This is a genomic window from Pseudomonas sp. RV120224-01b (genome assembly GCF_003208145.1).
In the GTDB taxonomy this organism is placed as follows: domain Bacteria; phylum Pseudomonadota; class Gammaproteobacteria; order Pseudomonadales; family Pseudomonadaceae; genus Aquipseudomonas; species Aquipseudomonas monteilii.
Genome location: NZ_QKMQ01000003.1, coordinates 372,426 through 388,260, shown reverse-complemented (window position 1 = coordinate 388,260; position 15,835 = coordinate 372,426). Strand labels below are relative to the sequence as shown.

Sequence of the window (15,835 nt, the reverse complement as noted above, 5' to 3'; positions counted from 1 at the left end):
AACGCCGCCCAGGAGAACCCCAATGCCGGTGAGCAATGCGCAACTGACCCAGATGTTCGAGCACGTACTGAAGCTGTCCCGCGTGGACGAGACGCAGAGCGTCGCCGTGCTCAAGAGCCACTACTCCGACCCGCGCACGGTCAACGCGGCGATGGAAGCTGCGCAGCGCCTGAAGGCCAAGGTGTATGCGGTGGAGCTGCCCGCGTTCAACCACCCCACGGCGATGGGCAATGACATGACCGCCTACTGCGGCGACACCGCGCTTACCGGCAACCTGGCGGCACAACGGGCACTGGAAGCGGCCGACCTGGTCGTCGACACCATGATGCTGCTGCACTCGCCCGAGCAGGAGCAGATTCTCAAGACCGGCACGCGTATTCTGCTGGCCGTGGAACCGCCGGAAGTGCTGGCGCGCATGCTGCCGACCGAAGACGACAAGCGCCGAGTCCTGGCTGCCGAAACCCTGCTGAAACAGGCGCGCAGCATGCATGTGCGGTCCAAGGCCGGCAGCGACTTCCACGCCCCGCTCGGCCAGTACCCGGCCGTGACCGAATACGGCTATGCCGACGAGCCGGGGCGCTGGGACCACTGGCCCAGCGGCTTCCTGTTCACCTGGCCGAACGAGGACAGCGCCGAGGGCACACTGGTGCTGGACGTGGGGGACATCATCCTGCCGTTCAAGAACTACTGCCGCGAGCGCATCACCCTGGAGATCGAGAAAGGCTTCATCACCGGCATTCATGGCGGCTTCGAGGCCGAGTACCTGCGTGACTACATGAAATACTTCAACGACCCCGAGGTGTACGGTATTTCGCACATCGGCTGGGGCCTGCAGCCACGCGCGCAATGGACGGCCATGGGCCTGCACGACCGCAACGACGGCATGTGCATGGACGCCCGCGCCTTCTACGGCAACTTCCTGTTCTCCACCGGCCCCAACACCGAGGTCGGCGGCAAGCGCAAGACCCCGTGCCACCTGGACATTCCGCTGCGCAATTGCGACATCTACCTGGATGACAAGGCCGTGGTCCTGGCCGGCGACGTGGTAGCACCAGAGGAGTCGCGGGCAAGATAGTGGTTATACTGGCCGGGCGCTCCGCTATTGGCGGCCGGCCAGCCTCTTTTCACCCAGCCCAAGCCATCCTATGTCAAAAAAAACCACCCCCAGCAGCGCCCCGCTTGACAACACCCCCTACGACGTTACCGAACAGGTCGGCCACTTGCTGCGCAAGGCCTACCAGCGGCACACGGCGATCTTCCAGCAGCAGGCTTGCGACCCGCAGCTGACCTCGATCCAGTTCGTCACCCTGTGCGCCCTGCGCGACCACGGCCCCAGCTCCCAGGCCGAGCTGATCAAGGCCACTGCGGTGGACCAGGCAACCATCCGCGGCATCGTCGACCGTTTGAAGGCACGCGAACTGGTGCAGTTGTCGCCAGACCCGAGCGACCGACGCAAGGTTATCGTTGAACTCACCGTCAGCGGTGCTGCCTTGCTGGACGAAATGATCCCCTGCGCCCGTCAGATCAGCGAGCTGAGCATGGGCAGCCTGAATGCCGGTGAACGCGTGGCCATCCTGTACCTGCTGCGCAAGATGATCGACAGCGACGAAAGCGCTGGCTGAAGCCACTCCCGGACAAGACCTGCCCAAAGCCCAGAATCTTGCGCGGTCACTGTGGGAGCGGGCATGCCCGCGAAGCGAGCGACGCGGTGTATGGCACCGGCTTCGCCGGTGTTCGCGGGCTCGCCCGCTCCCACAGGTACCCCACCGCCTCTGAGGCACTCCCCTTCAAAACCATCCCTGGCCTGCTTCTTGCTCACTCATTTCATGTAGTGAGTACTTACCGAATTTCTCTCTTCATTTGAGTCCTTCGGTAGCGCAAGCAACCTCCAGAGATGAGCCAATAATGCAAACAACCCTCTCCCTGCGGGTCAACGGCCAAGCCGTCGAAACCAGCGCCGCGCCCGACACACCGCTGCTGCTGGTCCTGCGCAACGACCTGTGCCTGAACGGCCCCAAGTACGGCTGCGGCCTAGGCGAATGCGGGGCGTGCACGGTGATCATCGACGGCGTGGCTGCACGCTCGTGTGTCATTCCCTTGGCCGGCGCCGAGGGCCGTGACATCACCACCCTCGAAGGGCTGGGCAGCAAGGCCGCGCCGCACGCAGTGCAACAGGCGTTCATCGACGAACAGGCCGCCCAGTGCGGTTACTGCATGAACGGCATGATCATGACCGCCAAGGCCTTGCTCGACCGCATCCCAAACCCCAGCGACGAACAGATCCGCAATGAACTGCGCGGCAACCTGTGCCGCTGTGGCACCCACGTCGAAATCCTGCGCGCCGTGCGCCGCGCTGCCCAGACCCGGAGCAAAGCATGAACCACTCTCAACAGGTGCCCAGCCGCGACCAGTTGCTGGCCAAGGCCGGCGTGTTGCTGATCGTCGACCAGATCACCCCGCCTTCCGGCCCCGTGGCCAAGGGCGTGACGCCCGTGGTCAAGGAACGCGAACTGGCGTTGTTCATCGCCGTCAGCGACGACGGCCTGGTCTACGCCTTCAACGGCCACGTCGACCTGGGCACCGGCATTCGCACCTCGCTGGCGCAGATCGTTGCCGAAGAACTGGACCTGCGCATGGACCAGGTACACATGGTGCTGGGCGACACCGAGCGGGCACCGAACCAGGGCGCAACCATTGCCAGCGCTACCTTGCAGATTTCCGCCGTGCCTTTGCGCAAAGCGGCGGCCACGGCGCGGCGTTTTTTGCTGCAACAGGCCGCGCAACGGCTTGCTTGCGCCCCCGAAGCCCTGCGCATTGAAGAAGGCGCGGTGATCGCCAGCAATGGCAGTACATTGAGCTTTGCCGAACTGGTGCAAGGCGAAAACCACCAGCTGTACATCGCCGACGATGCGCCGCTCAAGGCCATTGAGGACTACCGCCTGGTCGGGCGCAGTGCCGCACGGGTGGACATCCCCGGCAAGGCCACTGGCGAGCTGACCTACGTGCATGACATGCGCCTGCCCGACATGCTGCACGGCCGGGTCATCCGCCCACCCTACGCCGGCCACGACAGCGGTGACTTCGTCGGCAACAGCCTGCTGGCGGTCGATGAAGCCTCCATCGCCCACGTGCCCGGCGTGGTCGCGGTGGTGGTCATCCGCGACTTTGTCGGCGTGGTGGCCGAGCGCGAGGAACAGGCCATTCGCGCCGCCCATGACCTGAAAGTCAGCTGGAAGCCCTTTACCGCCAAGCTGCCTGACCTCAGCGATGTCGCCCAGGCCATCCGCGACAACCCGCGTGTGCAACGCACCGTGCTGGACAAGGGTGATGTCGATGGCGGCATTGCCAATGCCAGCCAGCGCCTTAGCCGCAGTTACTTGTGGCCTTACCAGTTGCATGCCTCTATCGGCCCATCCTGCGCACTGGCCGATTTCACTGAAGGGCTGATCCGCGTGTGGTCCGGTACACAAAACCCGCACCTGCTGCGCGCCGACCTGGCCTGGCTGCTGGAGTGCGCCGAAGACCGCATCGAAATCATCCGCATGGAGGCTGCTGGCTGCTATGGCCGCAACTGCGCCGACGATGTGTGCGCCGATGCAGTGCTGCTGTCGCGTGCCGTGCAGCGCCCGGTGCGGGTGCAGCTGACGCGCGAGCAGGAACATGTGTGGGAGCCCAAAGGCACCGCGCAACTGATGGAGATCGACGGCGGCCTGAACGCCGATGGCAGTGTGGCCGCCTACGACTTCCAGACCAGCTACCCGTCCAACGGCGCCCCAACCCTGGCGCTGCTACTGACCGGCGCCGTGGAACCGGTGCCGGCACTGTTCGAGATGGGCGACCGTACCTCGATCCCGCCGTATGACTACGAGCACATGCGCGTCACCATCAACGACATGACGCCGCTGGTGCGCGCCTCGTGGATGCGCGGTGTATCGGCCATGCCCAACAGCTTCGCCCACGAGTCGTACATCGATGAGCTGGCCTTCGCGGCGGGTGTAGACCCGGTCGAATACCGCCTCAAGCACTTGTCCGACCCGCGCGCCATCGACCTGGTCAAGGCCACCGCCGAACGCGCCGCATGGCAGCCGCATACCCAGCCCATGCAGACGCAGGCCGAAGGTGACGTACTGCGTGGCAGGGGCTTTGCCTATGCACGCTACATCCACAGCAAGTTTCCCGGCTTCGGCGCGGCCTGGGCGGCGTGGGTGGCTGATGTCGCGGTAGACCGGCGCACCGGCGAGGTCGCCGTCACCCGCGTGGTGATCGGCCACGATGCCGGGATGATGGTCAACCCGGAAGGCGTGCGACACCAGATCCACGGCAACGTCATCCAGTCCACCAGCCGGGTGCTCAAGGAACAAGTCAGCTTTGAAGAATCGACCGTGGCCAGCAAGGAATGGGGCGGCTACCCGATCCTGACCTTCCCCGAGTTGCCAGCCATTGACGTGATGATGCTGCCGCGCCAGCACGAACCGCCGATGGGCAGTGGCGAGTCGGCCTCGGTACCCAGCGCGGCCGCCATCGCCAACGCCATTTTCGACGCCACCGGCATCCGCTTTCGCGAACTGCCGATTACGGCGGAACGGGTGCGCGCCGCGCTCGGTGGCGAGGGCCAGGGGCCTGATGCACCCACACAGGAACACCCCACAAAGAAACGCTCGAAGTGGTGGTTCGGCTCGCTGGCCGGGGTAGTGGGCGCCGCCCTGGGCATGCTCGCCACCGCCCTGCCCTGGCGCGCTGAAATCGCCCCGGTAACCCCGCCGGGTGCCGGCAGCTGGAGCGCGGCGATGCTCGAACGCGGGCGCCAGGTGGCGGCAGCCGGTGACTGCGCCGTGTGCCACACGGTCAGCGGCGGTAAGGTCAATGCGGGTGGGCTGGCGATGGAAACGCCGTTCGGCACGCTGTACAGCACCAACCTCACCCCCGACCCGGAAACCGGCATTGGCCGCTGGTCATTCGCCGCCTTCGAGCGGGCCATGCGCGAAGGCATCAGCCGCGATGGCCGGCACCTCTACCCGGCCTTCCCCTACACCTCATTTCGCAACATCAACGATGCCGACATGCAGGCGCTGTATGCCTACCTGATGTCGCAAACCCCAGTACGCCAAGCGGCGCCCGCCAACGACATGCGCTTCCCGTTCAACCAGCGGCCACTGATGGCCGGCTGGAATGCGCTGTTTCTGAAACGCGGCGAATACCAGCCCGACCCGCAACGCAGCGCGCAGTGGAACCGTGGCGCCTACCTGGTCGACGGACTGGGCCACTGCACAGCCTGCCACTCACCGCGCAACCTGATGGGCGCGGAAAAAGGCGGCGGCAGCTACCTTGCCGGTGGCATGGTCGATGGCTGGGAGGCGCCGGCCCTGAATGCCCTGGGTAAGTCGGCAACGCCGTGGAGCGAGGACGAACTGTTCAGCTACCTGAGCACCGGCTTTTCCGAAAAGCACGGCGTGGCGGCAGGCCCGATGGGGCCAGTGGTCAGCGAGTTGGCCACATTGCCCAAAAGCGACGTACGCGCCATCGCCCATTACCTCAGCTCGCTCGACGGCGAGCCTGCGACGCTTGCAGCCAAAGCTGCACCGCAAGCAGATATCCAGGTGTCGCTGAGCAACGGTGAGCGGGTATTCAAGGGCGCGTGTCTGGCCTGCCACAGCGATGGCCTGGGGCCGAAGCTGTTTGGTGTCAGCCCGTCGATGGCGGTGAACAGCAACGTCCACAGCGACCTGCCGGACAACCTGCTGCGCGTGGTGCTGCACGGCATACCCACCCCGGCAACCCGAGACCTGGGCTATATGCCCGGCTTCAAGGACAGCCTGTCGGACCGCCAGGTCGCTGACCTGGCGGCCTACCTGCGCCAGCGCTTCGCCGCCGACAAACCGGCCTGGCAAGGGCTGGCAGCCAAGGCAGCGCAAATACGCGCCAACCCTGGCAGCCACTGAAGGTCAGCGGCGCAACCCGCGCAGGGCCAGGTCGCTGATGAAGGCCAGCCAATCGGCCTTGGCCTGCGGGTCGGCCAGGTCCACGGCCAGGAACGAGCTGAGGGTATGGCGGTTGGAATTATAGAAATAGCAGAGCGAGGCAATCATCAGGTAGGCGTGGGTGATGTCGATGTCGTCGCGGAACAGGCCCTTGGCCTGGCCCGCCTCGATGATCGGCCGCAGCACGCCGACCGCCTCGCCGGACAATGCCTTGAGGTTTTGCGACTTGCGCGCGTGCTGGCCCTGGTGAAGGTTTTCGGTGGCCAGGATGGTGACAAATTCGGGGTGACGCACGTAGTAGTCCCAGATGAACGCCACCAGCTCACGCAGAGCTTTTTCCGGGTCGGCCAGGTCGATGCGCAGCTTGGCTTCGGCCTGGTTGAAGCTGGCGTAGATGTGCTCCAGCACACTGATGAACAGCTTTTCCTTGTTGCCGAAGTAGTAATAGATCATCCGGTCGTTGGACTTGGCCAGCGTGGAGATCTGCTCGATACGCCCACCGGTGAAGCCTTCCTTGCTGAAGACCTTCACCGCGGCCTTGAGGATGTTGTCCCGGGCGCGGTCGGCCTGTTGGGCGCGTACACCGGTTTTGCGAGTTTGCATGTCGGTCCCTGTGGGGCTGGCCAGATACCCAACACTGCCACAGACGTTGGGCCATTGCGCGGCTTTTTCGGCTGGGCTGAGACGATATGAGCGAGGTAGCGGAGCATGCAGCATCTCGACCTGCAGGTGATCGACAAGGCCCTGCAATGGGCCAGGGCCGGGGACACGGTGTGGCTGTGCACGGTGTTGTCCACTTATGGCTCGGCCCCTCGCTCGCCCGGGGCGATGCTGGCTTGCCGCAGCGCACAGGATTGGGTCGGTTCATTGTCTGGCGGCTGTGTCGAAGAGGAATTTCTCGGCAACCTGGCGCAAGGTGCATTTACCCGGCAGGCACAGGTGGTGCGCTATGGCGATGGCCAGGAACAGAGCCGGCGCTTGCGCCTGCCTTGCGGTGGCGTACTGGTGGTGCTGGTGGAGCGGCGACAGGCGGACGGCGCATGGCTGGAACACCTGCAATCGCTGCGCGGGGCGCTGTTGGGCCAGCAGCGGGTAACGCGCAAGGTCAGTTTGCCGGCAGGTGATTTCAGCTTGCATGGCGACAACAGCGTGGCCGTGCGCATGGACGAAAGCGCCGTGCATATCGGCATCGGCCCCGCGCTGCGGCTGGTGCTGGCAGGGCTGTCGCCCGTCGCCGAAGCCTGCGCCGACATTGCCCGCACGCTGGGCTGCGAAGTCATCGCCTGCGACCCGCGTGAGGAGATGGCGCATGTCGAAATCGAGGGCGCACAGATGCATCGGGTGCTGCCCTCGCTGTTCATCGCCGCAGGTGGTTGCCATGCGGCTACAGCAGTGGTCGCATTGACCCATGATCCGAAAATCGATGATCTGGCATTGATGGAGGCGGTGAATACGCCGGCGTTCTACATCGGCGCAATGGGCTCGTCGGCCACTTCGGCCAAGCGCGCCGAGCGATTACAGCGGATTGGCGGACTGACCGACAAGCAGATTGAACGGCTGCACATGCCCATCGGGCTGGACCTGGGCAGCAAGTCGCCAGCGGAGATCGCGCTGGCGGTGATGGCAGATGTACTGCGGGTGTACCGGGGCAAGGCGCGGGATGCGTTGTAATGTTGAATTCCAGCCATTTGTAGGAGCGGCTTTAGCCTAATGCCAGTCAGTTAAGGTTATTGGGGCTGCTGCGCAGCCCCGATTCGCTTAACTGACTGGCATTAGGCTTTAGCCGCGAACACCGGCAAAGCCGGTGCCAGGCGCCACCGCCCTCTCAACCCATCAGGCAGCCTGCACCTGCATCCCCAACAACTGCCTTGCCTGCTTCAGGTCATCCTGCAAATCATGGTTCCACAACCAATCGAACCGCTCACCCAGCACCTTGCCCAGCACCTGCGGATCGTCCAGCACGGCAGGGTCACGAAACTCATATAGCTCACCCGCCTCCCACGAGGTGCGTTGCACCCGGCATGCGCGCGGGCGCCGCACCGCGTCATATGCTTGCAGCACCGCTTGTGGGCTGCCATGTAAAACCGCAGGGTCAGCCAAAAGCCGCGCCAGCAACCAGGCATCCTCCAGCCCCTGCCCTGCCCCTGCCCCCTGGTGCGGCAGCATGGCGTGAGCTGCATCGCCAATCAGCCCAACCCGGCCATGGCTGTACCCCGGCAATTCGGCAAGGTCGTGCAGCGCCCACAACGACGGCGTCTTGATGCTCTCCAACAGCACCTGCGCCGCATCGCCCCAGCCTTCGAACGCCTTCAGCATTTCTGCCTGCGTTGCCTGGCGCACCCAAGGCGCATCGCTCGGCCATGCCGGGTTCGGCTGGCTGCGGTCCGACACAAACGCCACCACGTTGATCAACCGTCCCTGTTTGACCGGGAAGGTCAGGATATGGCGGTCGAGCCCCAGGTACATCTGCGGCACATCGATCAGATGCTCACCAATGCCACGCGCCCAATAGGCCTCGCACAACTGCTCGCTGTCGATCAGCCCGCGGTAGGCGCACGTGCCACTGAACCGAGGCGAAACTCGCGACACGCCCAGTCCATCAAGCACATGGTCACGGATCGACGACTTGATACCATCGGCACCGATCAGCAAATCGCAGTGGTGTTCCGTGCCATCGGTAAAGCACACACGCACCCGCTCCCCCACTTGCTCGACCCGCTGAGCACGCTTGCCGAACTGGGCGATGCCTGCCGGCAACTGGCTGGCCAACGCATCGAGAAAGTCGGCCCGGTGCACCGACGACTGACCGACGCCCTGCGCCACGCTGCTGCCCAGGTACTGCGCATCGCGCCCGTCCCGCCACTCGAACCACACGTCCTGCCACGGCGCCGGCGTGCTGTCGGCAATTTTGGCGTAGGGCTCGGCAATGCCCAAACCGGCGATGGCACGCACGGCATTGGCACCAAACGACACGCCCGCGCCCACTTCACCAAAGGCAGCGGCCGATTCGAACAATTGAACGTTCAGGTGTGCATGGCGGCAAAGGTCGAGCGCAAGTGCAACACCTGCGATACCCCCACCAATAATGGAAACTTCAAGCGCAGTAGCGTTGTGCATTGCAAGGTACCTCGGGGCTGATTGTTATTGGAATACGCCAATCATTACGGCTGGCCCACCCTTGATAAATACTGCGAAACCCATAACTGGCATCACCCGCCTGAATATCCCTCAGCCGGGTAGTTGCCGAGCGCTGCGAATACCGGGTGTGCCAGCCTGACGCCGGATGAACAGCAGAACAGCCACTGCGCCGATGGCACCGGGTAGGGCAAACGCCAGGAAGCTGCTTTGATAAGGCAAGTTGGCGCCATGCAGCACTCCGCCCAACAGCGGCCCGACAATCGCGCCAAGCCGCCCTATCCCCATCGCCCAGCCAAGGCCGGTGGAACGTATGTGCGACGGGTAGTACTGCACCGCACAGGCATTGGCCAGAATCTGCGTGCCGATGGTAGAAGCACCCGCCACCGCAATAAGCAGGTAAAGCACTGCCGCCGGAGCCTTGAGCGCAAGCAGGCTGAGGGATAACGCCCCGCAGGCGAAGAAACACAACAACACGTTGGCGATTCCGATACGGTCGCCCAACCAGCCACCTGCTATCGCACCAATGATGGCGCCCGAGTTGAGCACCAACAAAAACGCCAGGCTTGAATTGAGCCCGTAGCCGGCACTGCTCATCAATTTGGGCAGCCATGAACTCAGGGCATAAACCATCAGCAGGCAGCAGAAAAATGCGACCCACAACGCAAGCGTGTTGAACGCACGGCCTTCTTTGAATATTTCGCGAATTGATACGTTTGCCCCACGCGCAGAGGCCTGGGCGAGTTGATCATTGCAATCTGGCAGATAAGTCGGCGTCGCTTGCGCCAGCAAAGCCCTGGCCCGTTCGGTCTGCCCGCTGCGCAATAAAAAGTTCATGGACTCTGGCAACTGGCTGATCAGCAATGGCAGCAACAACAACGGGATCACTGCCACATAGAACACGGCCTGCCACCCCCATTGTGGAATGAACAGCATGCCCAGCCCGGCCGACAACATGCCGCCCAGCGAATAGCCGCTGAACATGATTGCCACCAAGGTGCTGCGCAACTTGCCGGGGGCGTATTCGTTCATCAACGCGACCACATTGGGCATGACGCCACCGATGCCAAGCCCGGCAACGAAACGGCACAGGGCAAAGGTTTCGGGGGACGTGGCCAGCCCATTCAGCGCGGTGATGCCGCTGAACAGCAACACGCAGGCCATGATGGTCTTGCGCCGCCCGATGCGGTCCGAGAGCGAACCGAAGAACAGCGCCCCCACCATCATCCCGACCAGCGCACAACTGCCCAAGGCCCCCGCTTGCACGGCGCTCAGGTTCCATTCGCTCATCAGCGAGGGCAACACCACGCCATAGATCACCAGGTCGTAGCCATCGAAGATGATGATAAGCGCGCACCAGAACAGTAACCGCGCGTGAAAGGCATTGAACCGGGCCCCGTCCAACAGGGCCGCTGCATTGATGTTTCGCATGGCATCGCTCGTTCTTGTAATTGTTATGGGTGGGGCAAGCCCCTGATTGACTAGCGAGCACCATCATGAACAAGGCGCAACACCGCTCCTATGCAGCCACCCGAATAGTGGCTATTTCGGGTGTGAATACTGCTTATGCATACCCAGCAAGTCTGGTTTCGGGTAGCGTTGTATCGGGACGCTGATTCAATAAGAAAACAATACCCATCGCGTCTCGATCAATACCTGAGAGGTATCATGGAATTACGCGATCTGGACCTTAACCTGCTTCTGGTTTTCAACCAGTTGCTGATCGACCGCAAAGTTTCGACCGCTGCCGAAAACCTGAACCTGACCCAGCCGGCGATGAGCAACGCACTGAAGCGCTTGCGCACGGTGCTGCAAGACGAATTGTTCGTGCGCACCTACCAAGGCATGGAACCCACCCCCTACGCCCTGCAATTGGCAGAGCCGGTGACCACTGCCATTCACACACTGCGCGATGCATTTGCCAGGCAGGACACCTTCGACCCGCGCACCAGCAACCGCCGCTTCACCATGGCCATGACCGACATTGGCGAAATCTACTTCATGCCAAAGCTGATGGACGCCTTTGCCAGCCTGGCGCCCGGGTGCACCATCAGCACACTGCGCAACTCCACCGACACCCTCGCCGAAGGGTTGCAGAACGGCGCCATCGACCTGGCGGTTGGCCTGTTGCCGCATTTGCAGGCGGGGTTCTTCCAGCGGCGACTGTTCCACCATCGTTATGTGTGCCTGTGCCGCAAAGGGCACCCCGCTACGCGGCAGCCACTGACCGTGGAGCGGTTCGCAGGCTTCGATCATGTGAACGTGGTGGCAGCCAATACCGGGCATGGCGAGGTGGACACGTTTTATGCACGGGCGGGGGTGGTGCGCAACATTCGCCTGGAAGTGCCGCACTTTGTGGCCGTGGGGCATATCTTGCAGCGCACTGATTTGCTGGCGACGGTGCCCGAGCGGTTTGCCGCCAGTTGCGAGGTGCCGTTCGGGCTGAGCGTCCTGCCGCCACCGGTGGCGTTGCCGAACATCGAGATCAACCTGTTCTGGCACGGGCGGTACAACAAGGACCCGGCCAACCGATGGCTCAGGCAACTGATGTTCGATCTGTTTTCGGACACTCACTGACCGCTCGCCGGGCGCGTGTCAGGCAGTTGACCAGGTGCAGCCGCATGGCAGCACGGGCAGCGCCGGCATCCTTGCGGGTGATCGCGGCATGCACTTGCTCGCGCTCCCGCGCTTCCAGTGCCCGCTGCCCGGCATCACCCCCTGAAACTGCTGGCTGGGCCGCCAGCAAGGTATGCCCAAGGTGGGTCATGGTGTCGATGAAAAAGCTGTTGCCCGTGCATTGGGCTATCTGCAAGTGAAACTCGAAGTCGGTACGCATACAGGGCGCAGACTGCGTATCGACGGCCCCATCGAGCGCCGCCCGCATCGCAGCCAGTTGCTCCGGGGTGGCACGCTGGGCAGCAATGGCAGCCGCCTCGACCTCAAGGCACAGCCGCAACTCGATGATCGCCACCGCGTTGTATGCGCCGCCCATTCCGGGGCTGGCACTCTGGAAGTCACCTGCCGGGATGGCATCTACCACGAAGGTGCCGATACCACGGCGGGTTTCTACCAGGCCTTCGGCCTGCAACCGTGACATGGCTTCACGCACCACGGTACGGCTTACGCCACGTGCTTTGGTCACGGCTTCTTCGGTGGGCAATTTGCTACCCGCCGGCAATTCACCCGAGAGAATCTGCTGCGACAGGTCTTGTACCAGTTGCTGGGCGAGATTCAGGCGTTTTTCCGGGGTGGCAGAAGCCATTGGGCGAACCTTTGCAATACGGAAGAGCCCGGAGTATACCCGCTGCCCGGGGCCAAAACGCACTATACTGGCCGCTGCCCACACAAGAGCACAGCAATGCCGGACCCTATCACCAGCCCCACCCAACCGCCCCGCCGCCTGGCCGAAGCGCTGGTCGAACGCTTTGCCCAACGCATGCGCGAGGGCACGCTCAAGCGCGGTGACAAGCTGCCGACCGAAGCGACGCTGATCGAAACCGAAGGTGTCAGCCGCTCTGTGGTACGCGAAGCGCTATCGCGCATGCAGGCAGCGGGCCTGGTCGAAACCCGCCACGGTGTGGGCACCTTCGTGCTGGACATGCCTGCACCGGAGAGCTTCAACGTGGGGCCGGCAACCATCAGCCTGCTGTCCGATGTGCTCGACCTGCTGGAATACCGCCTCAGCCTTGAAGTGCAAGCCGCCGGCATGGCCGCCGAACGGGCCACGCCGCAAGCGCTCGAAGAATTGCAGCAAGCATTGGAGGCGCTGATGCAGGGCCCGGAAAAATCCGGCAGCACGACCAACGCCGATTTCCAGTTTCACCTGAAAATCGCCAAGGCCGCAGGCAACCAGTACCTGATCGACATCATGAAGCACCTAGGCACCAAGATGATCCCCCGCACGCGCATGAACTCTGCCTACACCGGGCAGAGCAACCGCAGCACCTACCTGGCCGGCATCAACGCCGAACATCAGCAGATCTACGACGCCATCGCCAGCCGCCAGGTCGACGCGGCACGCGCCGCCATGTACCTGCACCTGAGCAACAGCCGTATGCGCCTGCGGGAGGCGCAACGGCTACAGGCATTCTACAGCGAGGCCTGACTGAGGCTACGGTGCGGGCTCCACGTCCGTGTAGGCAAGCCCTTGGCTGCCCTGTACCTGCCAAGGGTTGGCGCCCCCGGTATCGGTAAAGCGAAGCCCGTCGAAGCGCGAATCCTTCAGGCCATCGATCTTCACCGGGGCCGGCCCACTGAAGCGCACCCGCTCGAACACCAAGCCCTGGTGCCAGGCGCCATGGCTGCTATCGCCTTTCACCTCGATGGCGGCTGTGCGGGCGTTTTCCACGCTCACGTCGCTGACCGTGATATCCCGGAACTGCCCCGCCACCGTCGAGCGTTTGTAATCGAGTTTGGCATTCGGGTCGTTGTAATCCAGGGTGAAGATGAAGGCCTGTTTCGCCGTGTTGCGGATGGCCGAATCCCGGAAGGTGACGTGGCGCGCACCACCGCCCATGAAGTTGGTGCTTTTCATGCGCAGCCCGGCATCGGTGCCATCCGAGACGTTGTCCTCGGCCAGGATGTTCTGAATCCACGCGCCGGTATGGCTGCCCGCCACGACCATGCCATGGCCTTTGCGGAAATAGTTGTTGAAGATCCAGGCATCCTCCTGCGCCTTCTGGTGGACCGCATCCGCCCCGGTACCGGCGGCGAAGTTGACGCAGTCGTCACCGGTGTCGAAGAAGTTGTTGAACACCAGGGCGCCGCGGCTGTTGGCAAACTCGATACCGTCGCCGTTGTTGGCGTCGTAGGTACGGTGCGTGGTGTTGGCCAGCACCACATTCTGCGTTTCCAGGTTCATGATGCCGTGGTAGGCCGGGTTCACCACCGTGAAGCCGCCATAGAACACGTTCGTCACATTGCGCAGGGTGATCAGCGACGAGCGCATCTGGCCGTAGGCGTCCTTGACGTTCATGCCCTCGGCCACCGCCCGCTCTACTTGCGCCTTGGCCAGCACGCCATCGTGCATGTAGCGGGTGTTGTCGCTGGGCAGGTAGAAGGGCAAGGCTTGCCCGCGCTCGTCGACCACGTCCGGGTTACGCTTCCAGCCATTGCCGTCGATGGTGCCCTTGCCGACGATGCGGATGTTCTCGAAGGCCTGGTGCGCATGCGGGTCGCGCGGCAAGGCATTGATCAACGAAGCCGGGCGCACGGTGGTGGAATACGGGTACTGGATATAGCCCTGGCGCGGGTAGTCCTCGGCACGTTCGGAACCCAACAGGGTCGCGCCCTCGGCGATTTCCAGGGTCATGTTGCTCTTGAGGTAGAGTGCGCCGCTTTTGTACGTACCGGCCGGCAGCAACACCTTGCAGCCCTTGCTGCAAGCATCGATGGCGCGCTGGATAGCAGCTGTTTCGAGTGCCTTGCCGTCGCCCTTGGCGCCGTAGCGCTGCACGTTGAACAGTGCCGGTACGGCGGTGGTTCGCTGCACCACCACGGGGCTGTCAGCAGACTCTTTGCCATGGCGATCGACCGAGCGCACGGTGAAGCGGTACTCGGTATCGGGTGCAAGCCCTTGGGCGGTGAAGCTGTGAATGGCGATGCGGTGGTGGAAGTTGTGCTGGTCCTGCTCGTAGAACCGGTCGATGTAGGGTTTGGCCGGTGACACCTGATCGTTGTTGGCGTTGCTGGCACCCAGCAATCTGCCATTGGCATACACGTGATAGTCGACGATTTCGGCATGGCTGGCGGGCTTTTCCCACACCAGGATGATCTGCCGGTCGTCGTAGGCCAGCGTCGGCACCTGGACCTTTGCGGGGGCCTCTACGGCCCACAGTGGCAAGCTGCTGCCCATGGCCAGGGCAGCCACGGCAGCACGCACCCGCGAAGCGGGCGCAGGGTTGGCATTCGGCATGTTCTTGTCTTCCTTGTAATTGCCGGGTTCAGGCCGACAGCGCCGGGGCAGCGTCGGCGCTGAAGTCGCGGCTGGCTTGCACCAGCATGCGGGTGTAATCGTGGGTGGCCTGGTCCTGGCTCAGTGCCCGGCAGTCCAGTTGCTCGACGATACGCCCCTGCTGCATCACCGCGACCTTGTCGCACAGGTGGCTGACCACGCCCAGGTCGTGCGTCACCATCAGGTAGGTGAGCTTCTCGCGCTGGCGCAGGTCCGACAGCAGGTTGAGAATCTCGGCCTGCACCGACACATCGAGGGCCGACGTGGGCTCATCGAGCAACAGCACCCTGGGCTCAAGAATCAACGCCCGGGCGATAGCCACGCGCTGACGCTGGCCGCCAGACAACTGGTGCGGGTAGCGGTAACGGTAGCTGTCGTTGAGACCAACCTTGATGAGGATGTCGTTGATGCGATCGTTGCGCTCATCCATGCCGTGGATCACCAACGGCTCGCGCAGTGCAGTGTCGATGGTATGGCGCGGGTGCAGCGAACCATAGGGGTCCTGGAACACCATCTGCACCTTGCGAAAGTGCTCCTTGGGAAGCTTGTGCTGCAACGGTACACCGTCGATGCTCAGCGCCCCGCTCCAGTGCCGGTACTGGCCGGCCAGGCAGCGCAGCACCGTGGTCTTGCCAGAGCCGGACTCCCCTACCAGGCCAAAGGATTCGCCATCTTCGACACTCAGGTCGACATTGTGCAGCACCTGGTTGAGCGCGGCGCCAACGCCAAAGCTCAGGTTCAACGCGTGTGCTTGGATCATGGACATGGT

General features: G+C 63.4%; 13 protein-coding genes. 7 read left to right on the top strand and 6 right to left on the bottom strand.

Translation table 11 applies throughout. The annotated features are described in order from the left end of the window. Window positions 1-22: 22 nt before the first annotated feature. The 4 genes from N436_RS07790 (at window position 23) to N436_RS07770 (ending at window position 5,939) form a co-directional block, all read left to right on the top strand. Window positions 23-1,075, top strand: coding sequence for a 2,5-dihydroxypyridine 5,6-dioxygenase (locus tag N436_RS07790; RefSeq protein ID WP_003251118.1), 1,053 nt, complete (start codon window positions 23-25; stop codon window positions 1,073-1,075). Window positions 1,076-1,145: 70 nt separating this feature from the next. Beyond that, on the top strand, window positions 1,146-1,622 hold the full coding sequence (locus N436_RS07785; RefSeq protein WP_105946653.1) for a MarR family winged helix-turn-helix transcriptional regulator: 477 nt from the start codon (window positions 1,146-1,148) through the stop codon (window positions 1,620-1,622). A gap of 283 nt (window positions 1,623-1,905) precedes the next feature. Then, the gene (locus N436_RS07775; protein ID WP_019096755.1) at window positions 1,906-2,379 is read left to right on the top strand and encodes a (2Fe-2S)-binding protein; all 474 of its coding nucleotides are present in this window, start codon (window positions 1,906-1,908) and stop codon (window positions 2,377-2,379) included. Next, window positions 2,376-5,939: a molybdopterin cofactor-binding domain-containing protein gene (locus N436_RS07770; protein ID WP_110740738.1), complete on the top strand. Its 3,564-nt coding sequence runs from the start codon at window positions 2,376-2,378 to the stop codon at window positions 5,937-5,939. The genes N436_RS07775 and N436_RS07770 overlap by 4 nt, the downstream gene beginning before the upstream one ends. A gap of 3 nt (window positions 5,940-5,942) precedes the next feature. Here the strand turns inward: N436_RS07770 and N436_RS07765 are convergent, their stop codons facing one another. Next, window positions 5,943-6,581, bottom strand: coding sequence for a TetR family transcriptional regulator (locus N436_RS07765; protein WP_110740737.1), 639 nt, complete (start codon window positions 6,579-6,581; stop codon window positions 5,943-5,945). Window positions 6,582-6,686: 105 nt separating this feature from the next. Here N436_RS07765 and N436_RS07760 point away from each other — a divergent pair, with 105 nt between their 5' ends. Further along, on the top strand, window positions 6,687-7,649 hold the full coding sequence (locus tag N436_RS07760) for an XdhC family protein (protein WP_110740736.1): 963 nt from the start codon (window positions 6,687-6,689) through the stop codon (window positions 7,647-7,649). 162 nt (window positions 7,650-7,811) lie between these two features. Here N436_RS07760 and salA read toward each other — a convergent pair whose 3' ends face one another. Beyond that, complete coding sequence (gene salA / locus N436_RS07755) at window positions 7,812-9,095, bottom strand: salicylate 1-monooxygenase (protein ID WP_110740735.1); 1,284 nt, start codon at window positions 9,093-9,095, stop codon at window positions 7,812-7,814. Window positions 9,096-9,206: 111 nt separating this feature from the next. Continuing rightward, on the bottom strand, window positions 9,207-10,544 hold the full coding sequence (locus N436_RS07750; RefSeq protein ID WP_105946647.1) for an aromatic acid/H+ symport family MFS transporter: 1,338 nt from the start codon (window positions 10,542-10,544) through the stop codon (window positions 9,207-9,209). A gap of 237 nt (window positions 10,545-10,781) precedes the next feature. Between N436_RS07750 and N436_RS07745 the strand changes: the two genes are divergently transcribed. Further along, on the top strand, window positions 10,782-11,690 hold the full coding sequence (locus tag N436_RS07745; RefSeq protein ID WP_105946646.1) for a LysR family transcriptional regulator: 909 nt from the start codon (window positions 10,782-10,784) through the stop codon (window positions 11,688-11,690). On the opposite strand, the gene N436_RS07740 is transcribed toward N436_RS07745, so the two are convergent. Next, window positions 11,650-12,375: a FadR/GntR family transcriptional regulator gene (locus N436_RS07740; RefSeq protein ID WP_110740734.1), complete on the bottom strand. Its 726-nt coding sequence runs from the start codon at window positions 12,373-12,375 to the stop codon at window positions 11,650-11,652. The genes N436_RS07745 and N436_RS07740 overlap by 41 nt on opposite strands. A 96-nt stretch (window positions 12,376-12,471) precedes the next feature. Here N436_RS07740 and N436_RS07735 point away from each other — a divergent pair, with 96 nt between their 5' ends. Then, a complete protein-coding gene (locus tag N436_RS07735) occupies window positions 12,472-13,218 on the top strand; it encodes a FadR/GntR family transcriptional regulator (RefSeq protein ID WP_110740733.1) in 747 nt (248 codons plus the stop codon). A gap of 6 nt (window positions 13,219-13,224) precedes the next feature. Here the strand turns inward: N436_RS07735 and N436_RS07730 are convergent, their stop codons facing one another. Both N436_RS07730 and N436_RS07725 read right to left on the bottom strand, forming a co-directional pair. Beyond that, the gene (locus tag N436_RS07730) at window positions 13,225-15,027 is read right to left on the bottom strand and encodes a glycosyl hydrolase family 28 protein (RefSeq protein ID WP_110740732.1); all 1,803 of its coding nucleotides are present in this window, start codon (window positions 15,025-15,027) and stop codon (window positions 13,225-13,227) included. Between the two features lie 28 nt (window positions 15,028-15,055). Continuing rightward, window positions 15,056-15,832, bottom strand: a complete 777-nt coding sequence (locus N436_RS07725; RefSeq protein ID WP_025753685.1) for an ABC transporter ATP-binding protein — start codon at window positions 15,830-15,832, stop codon at window positions 15,056-15,058. Window positions 15,833-15,835 lie beyond the last annotated feature (3 nt).

Excerpts from the sequence above, each read along its gene's own strand:
- N436_RS07770 (WP_110740738.1), top strand. The coding sequence starts at position 2,376 with ATGAACCACTCTCAACAGGTGCCCAGCCGCGACCAGTTGCTGGCCAAG.
- N436_RS07750 (WP_105946647.1), bottom strand. The coding sequence starts at position 10,544 with ATGCGAAACATCAATGCAGCGGCCCTGTTGGACGGGGCCCGGTTCAAT.
- N436_RS07785 (WP_105946653.1), top strand. The coding sequence starts at position 1,146 with ATGTCAAAAAAAACCACCCCCAGCAGCGCCCCGCTTGACAACACCCCC.
- N436_RS07760 (WP_110740736.1), top strand. The coding sequence starts at position 6,687 with ATGCAGCATCTCGACCTGCAGGTGATCGACAAGGCCCTGCAATGGGCC.
- N436_RS07740 (WP_110740734.1), bottom strand. The coding sequence starts at position 12,375 with ATGGCTTCTGCCACCCCGGAAAAACGCCTGAATCTCGCCCAGCAACTG.
- N436_RS07730 (WP_110740732.1), bottom strand. The coding sequence starts at position 15,027 with ATGCCGAATGCCAACCCTGCGCCCGCTTCGCGGGTGCGTGCTGCCGTG.
- N436_RS07790 (WP_003251118.1), top strand. The coding sequence starts at position 23 with ATGCCGGTGAGCAATGCGCAACTGACCCAGATGTTCGAGCACGTACTG.
- N436_RS07765 (WP_110740737.1), bottom strand. The coding sequence starts at position 6,581 with ATGCAAACTCGCAAAACCGGTGTACGCGCCCAACAGGCCGACCGCGCC.
- N436_RS07775 (WP_019096755.1), top strand. The coding sequence starts at position 1,906 with ATGCAAACAACCCTCTCCCTGCGGGTCAACGGCCAAGCCGTCGAAACC.
- N436_RS07745 (WP_105946646.1), top strand. The coding sequence starts at position 10,782 with ATGGAATTACGCGATCTGGACCTTAACCTGCTTCTGGTTTTCAACCAG.
- N436_RS07725 (WP_025753685.1), bottom strand. The coding sequence starts at position 15,832 with ATGTCCATGATCCAAGCACACGCGTTGAACCTGAGCTTTGGCGTTGGC.
- N436_RS07735 (WP_110740733.1), top strand. The coding sequence starts at position 12,472 with ATGCCGGACCCTATCACCAGCCCCACCCAACCGCCCCGCCGCCTGGCC.
- salA (WP_110740735.1), bottom strand. The coding sequence starts at position 9,095 with ATGCACAACGCTACTGCGCTTGAAGTTTCCATTATTGGTGGGGGTATC.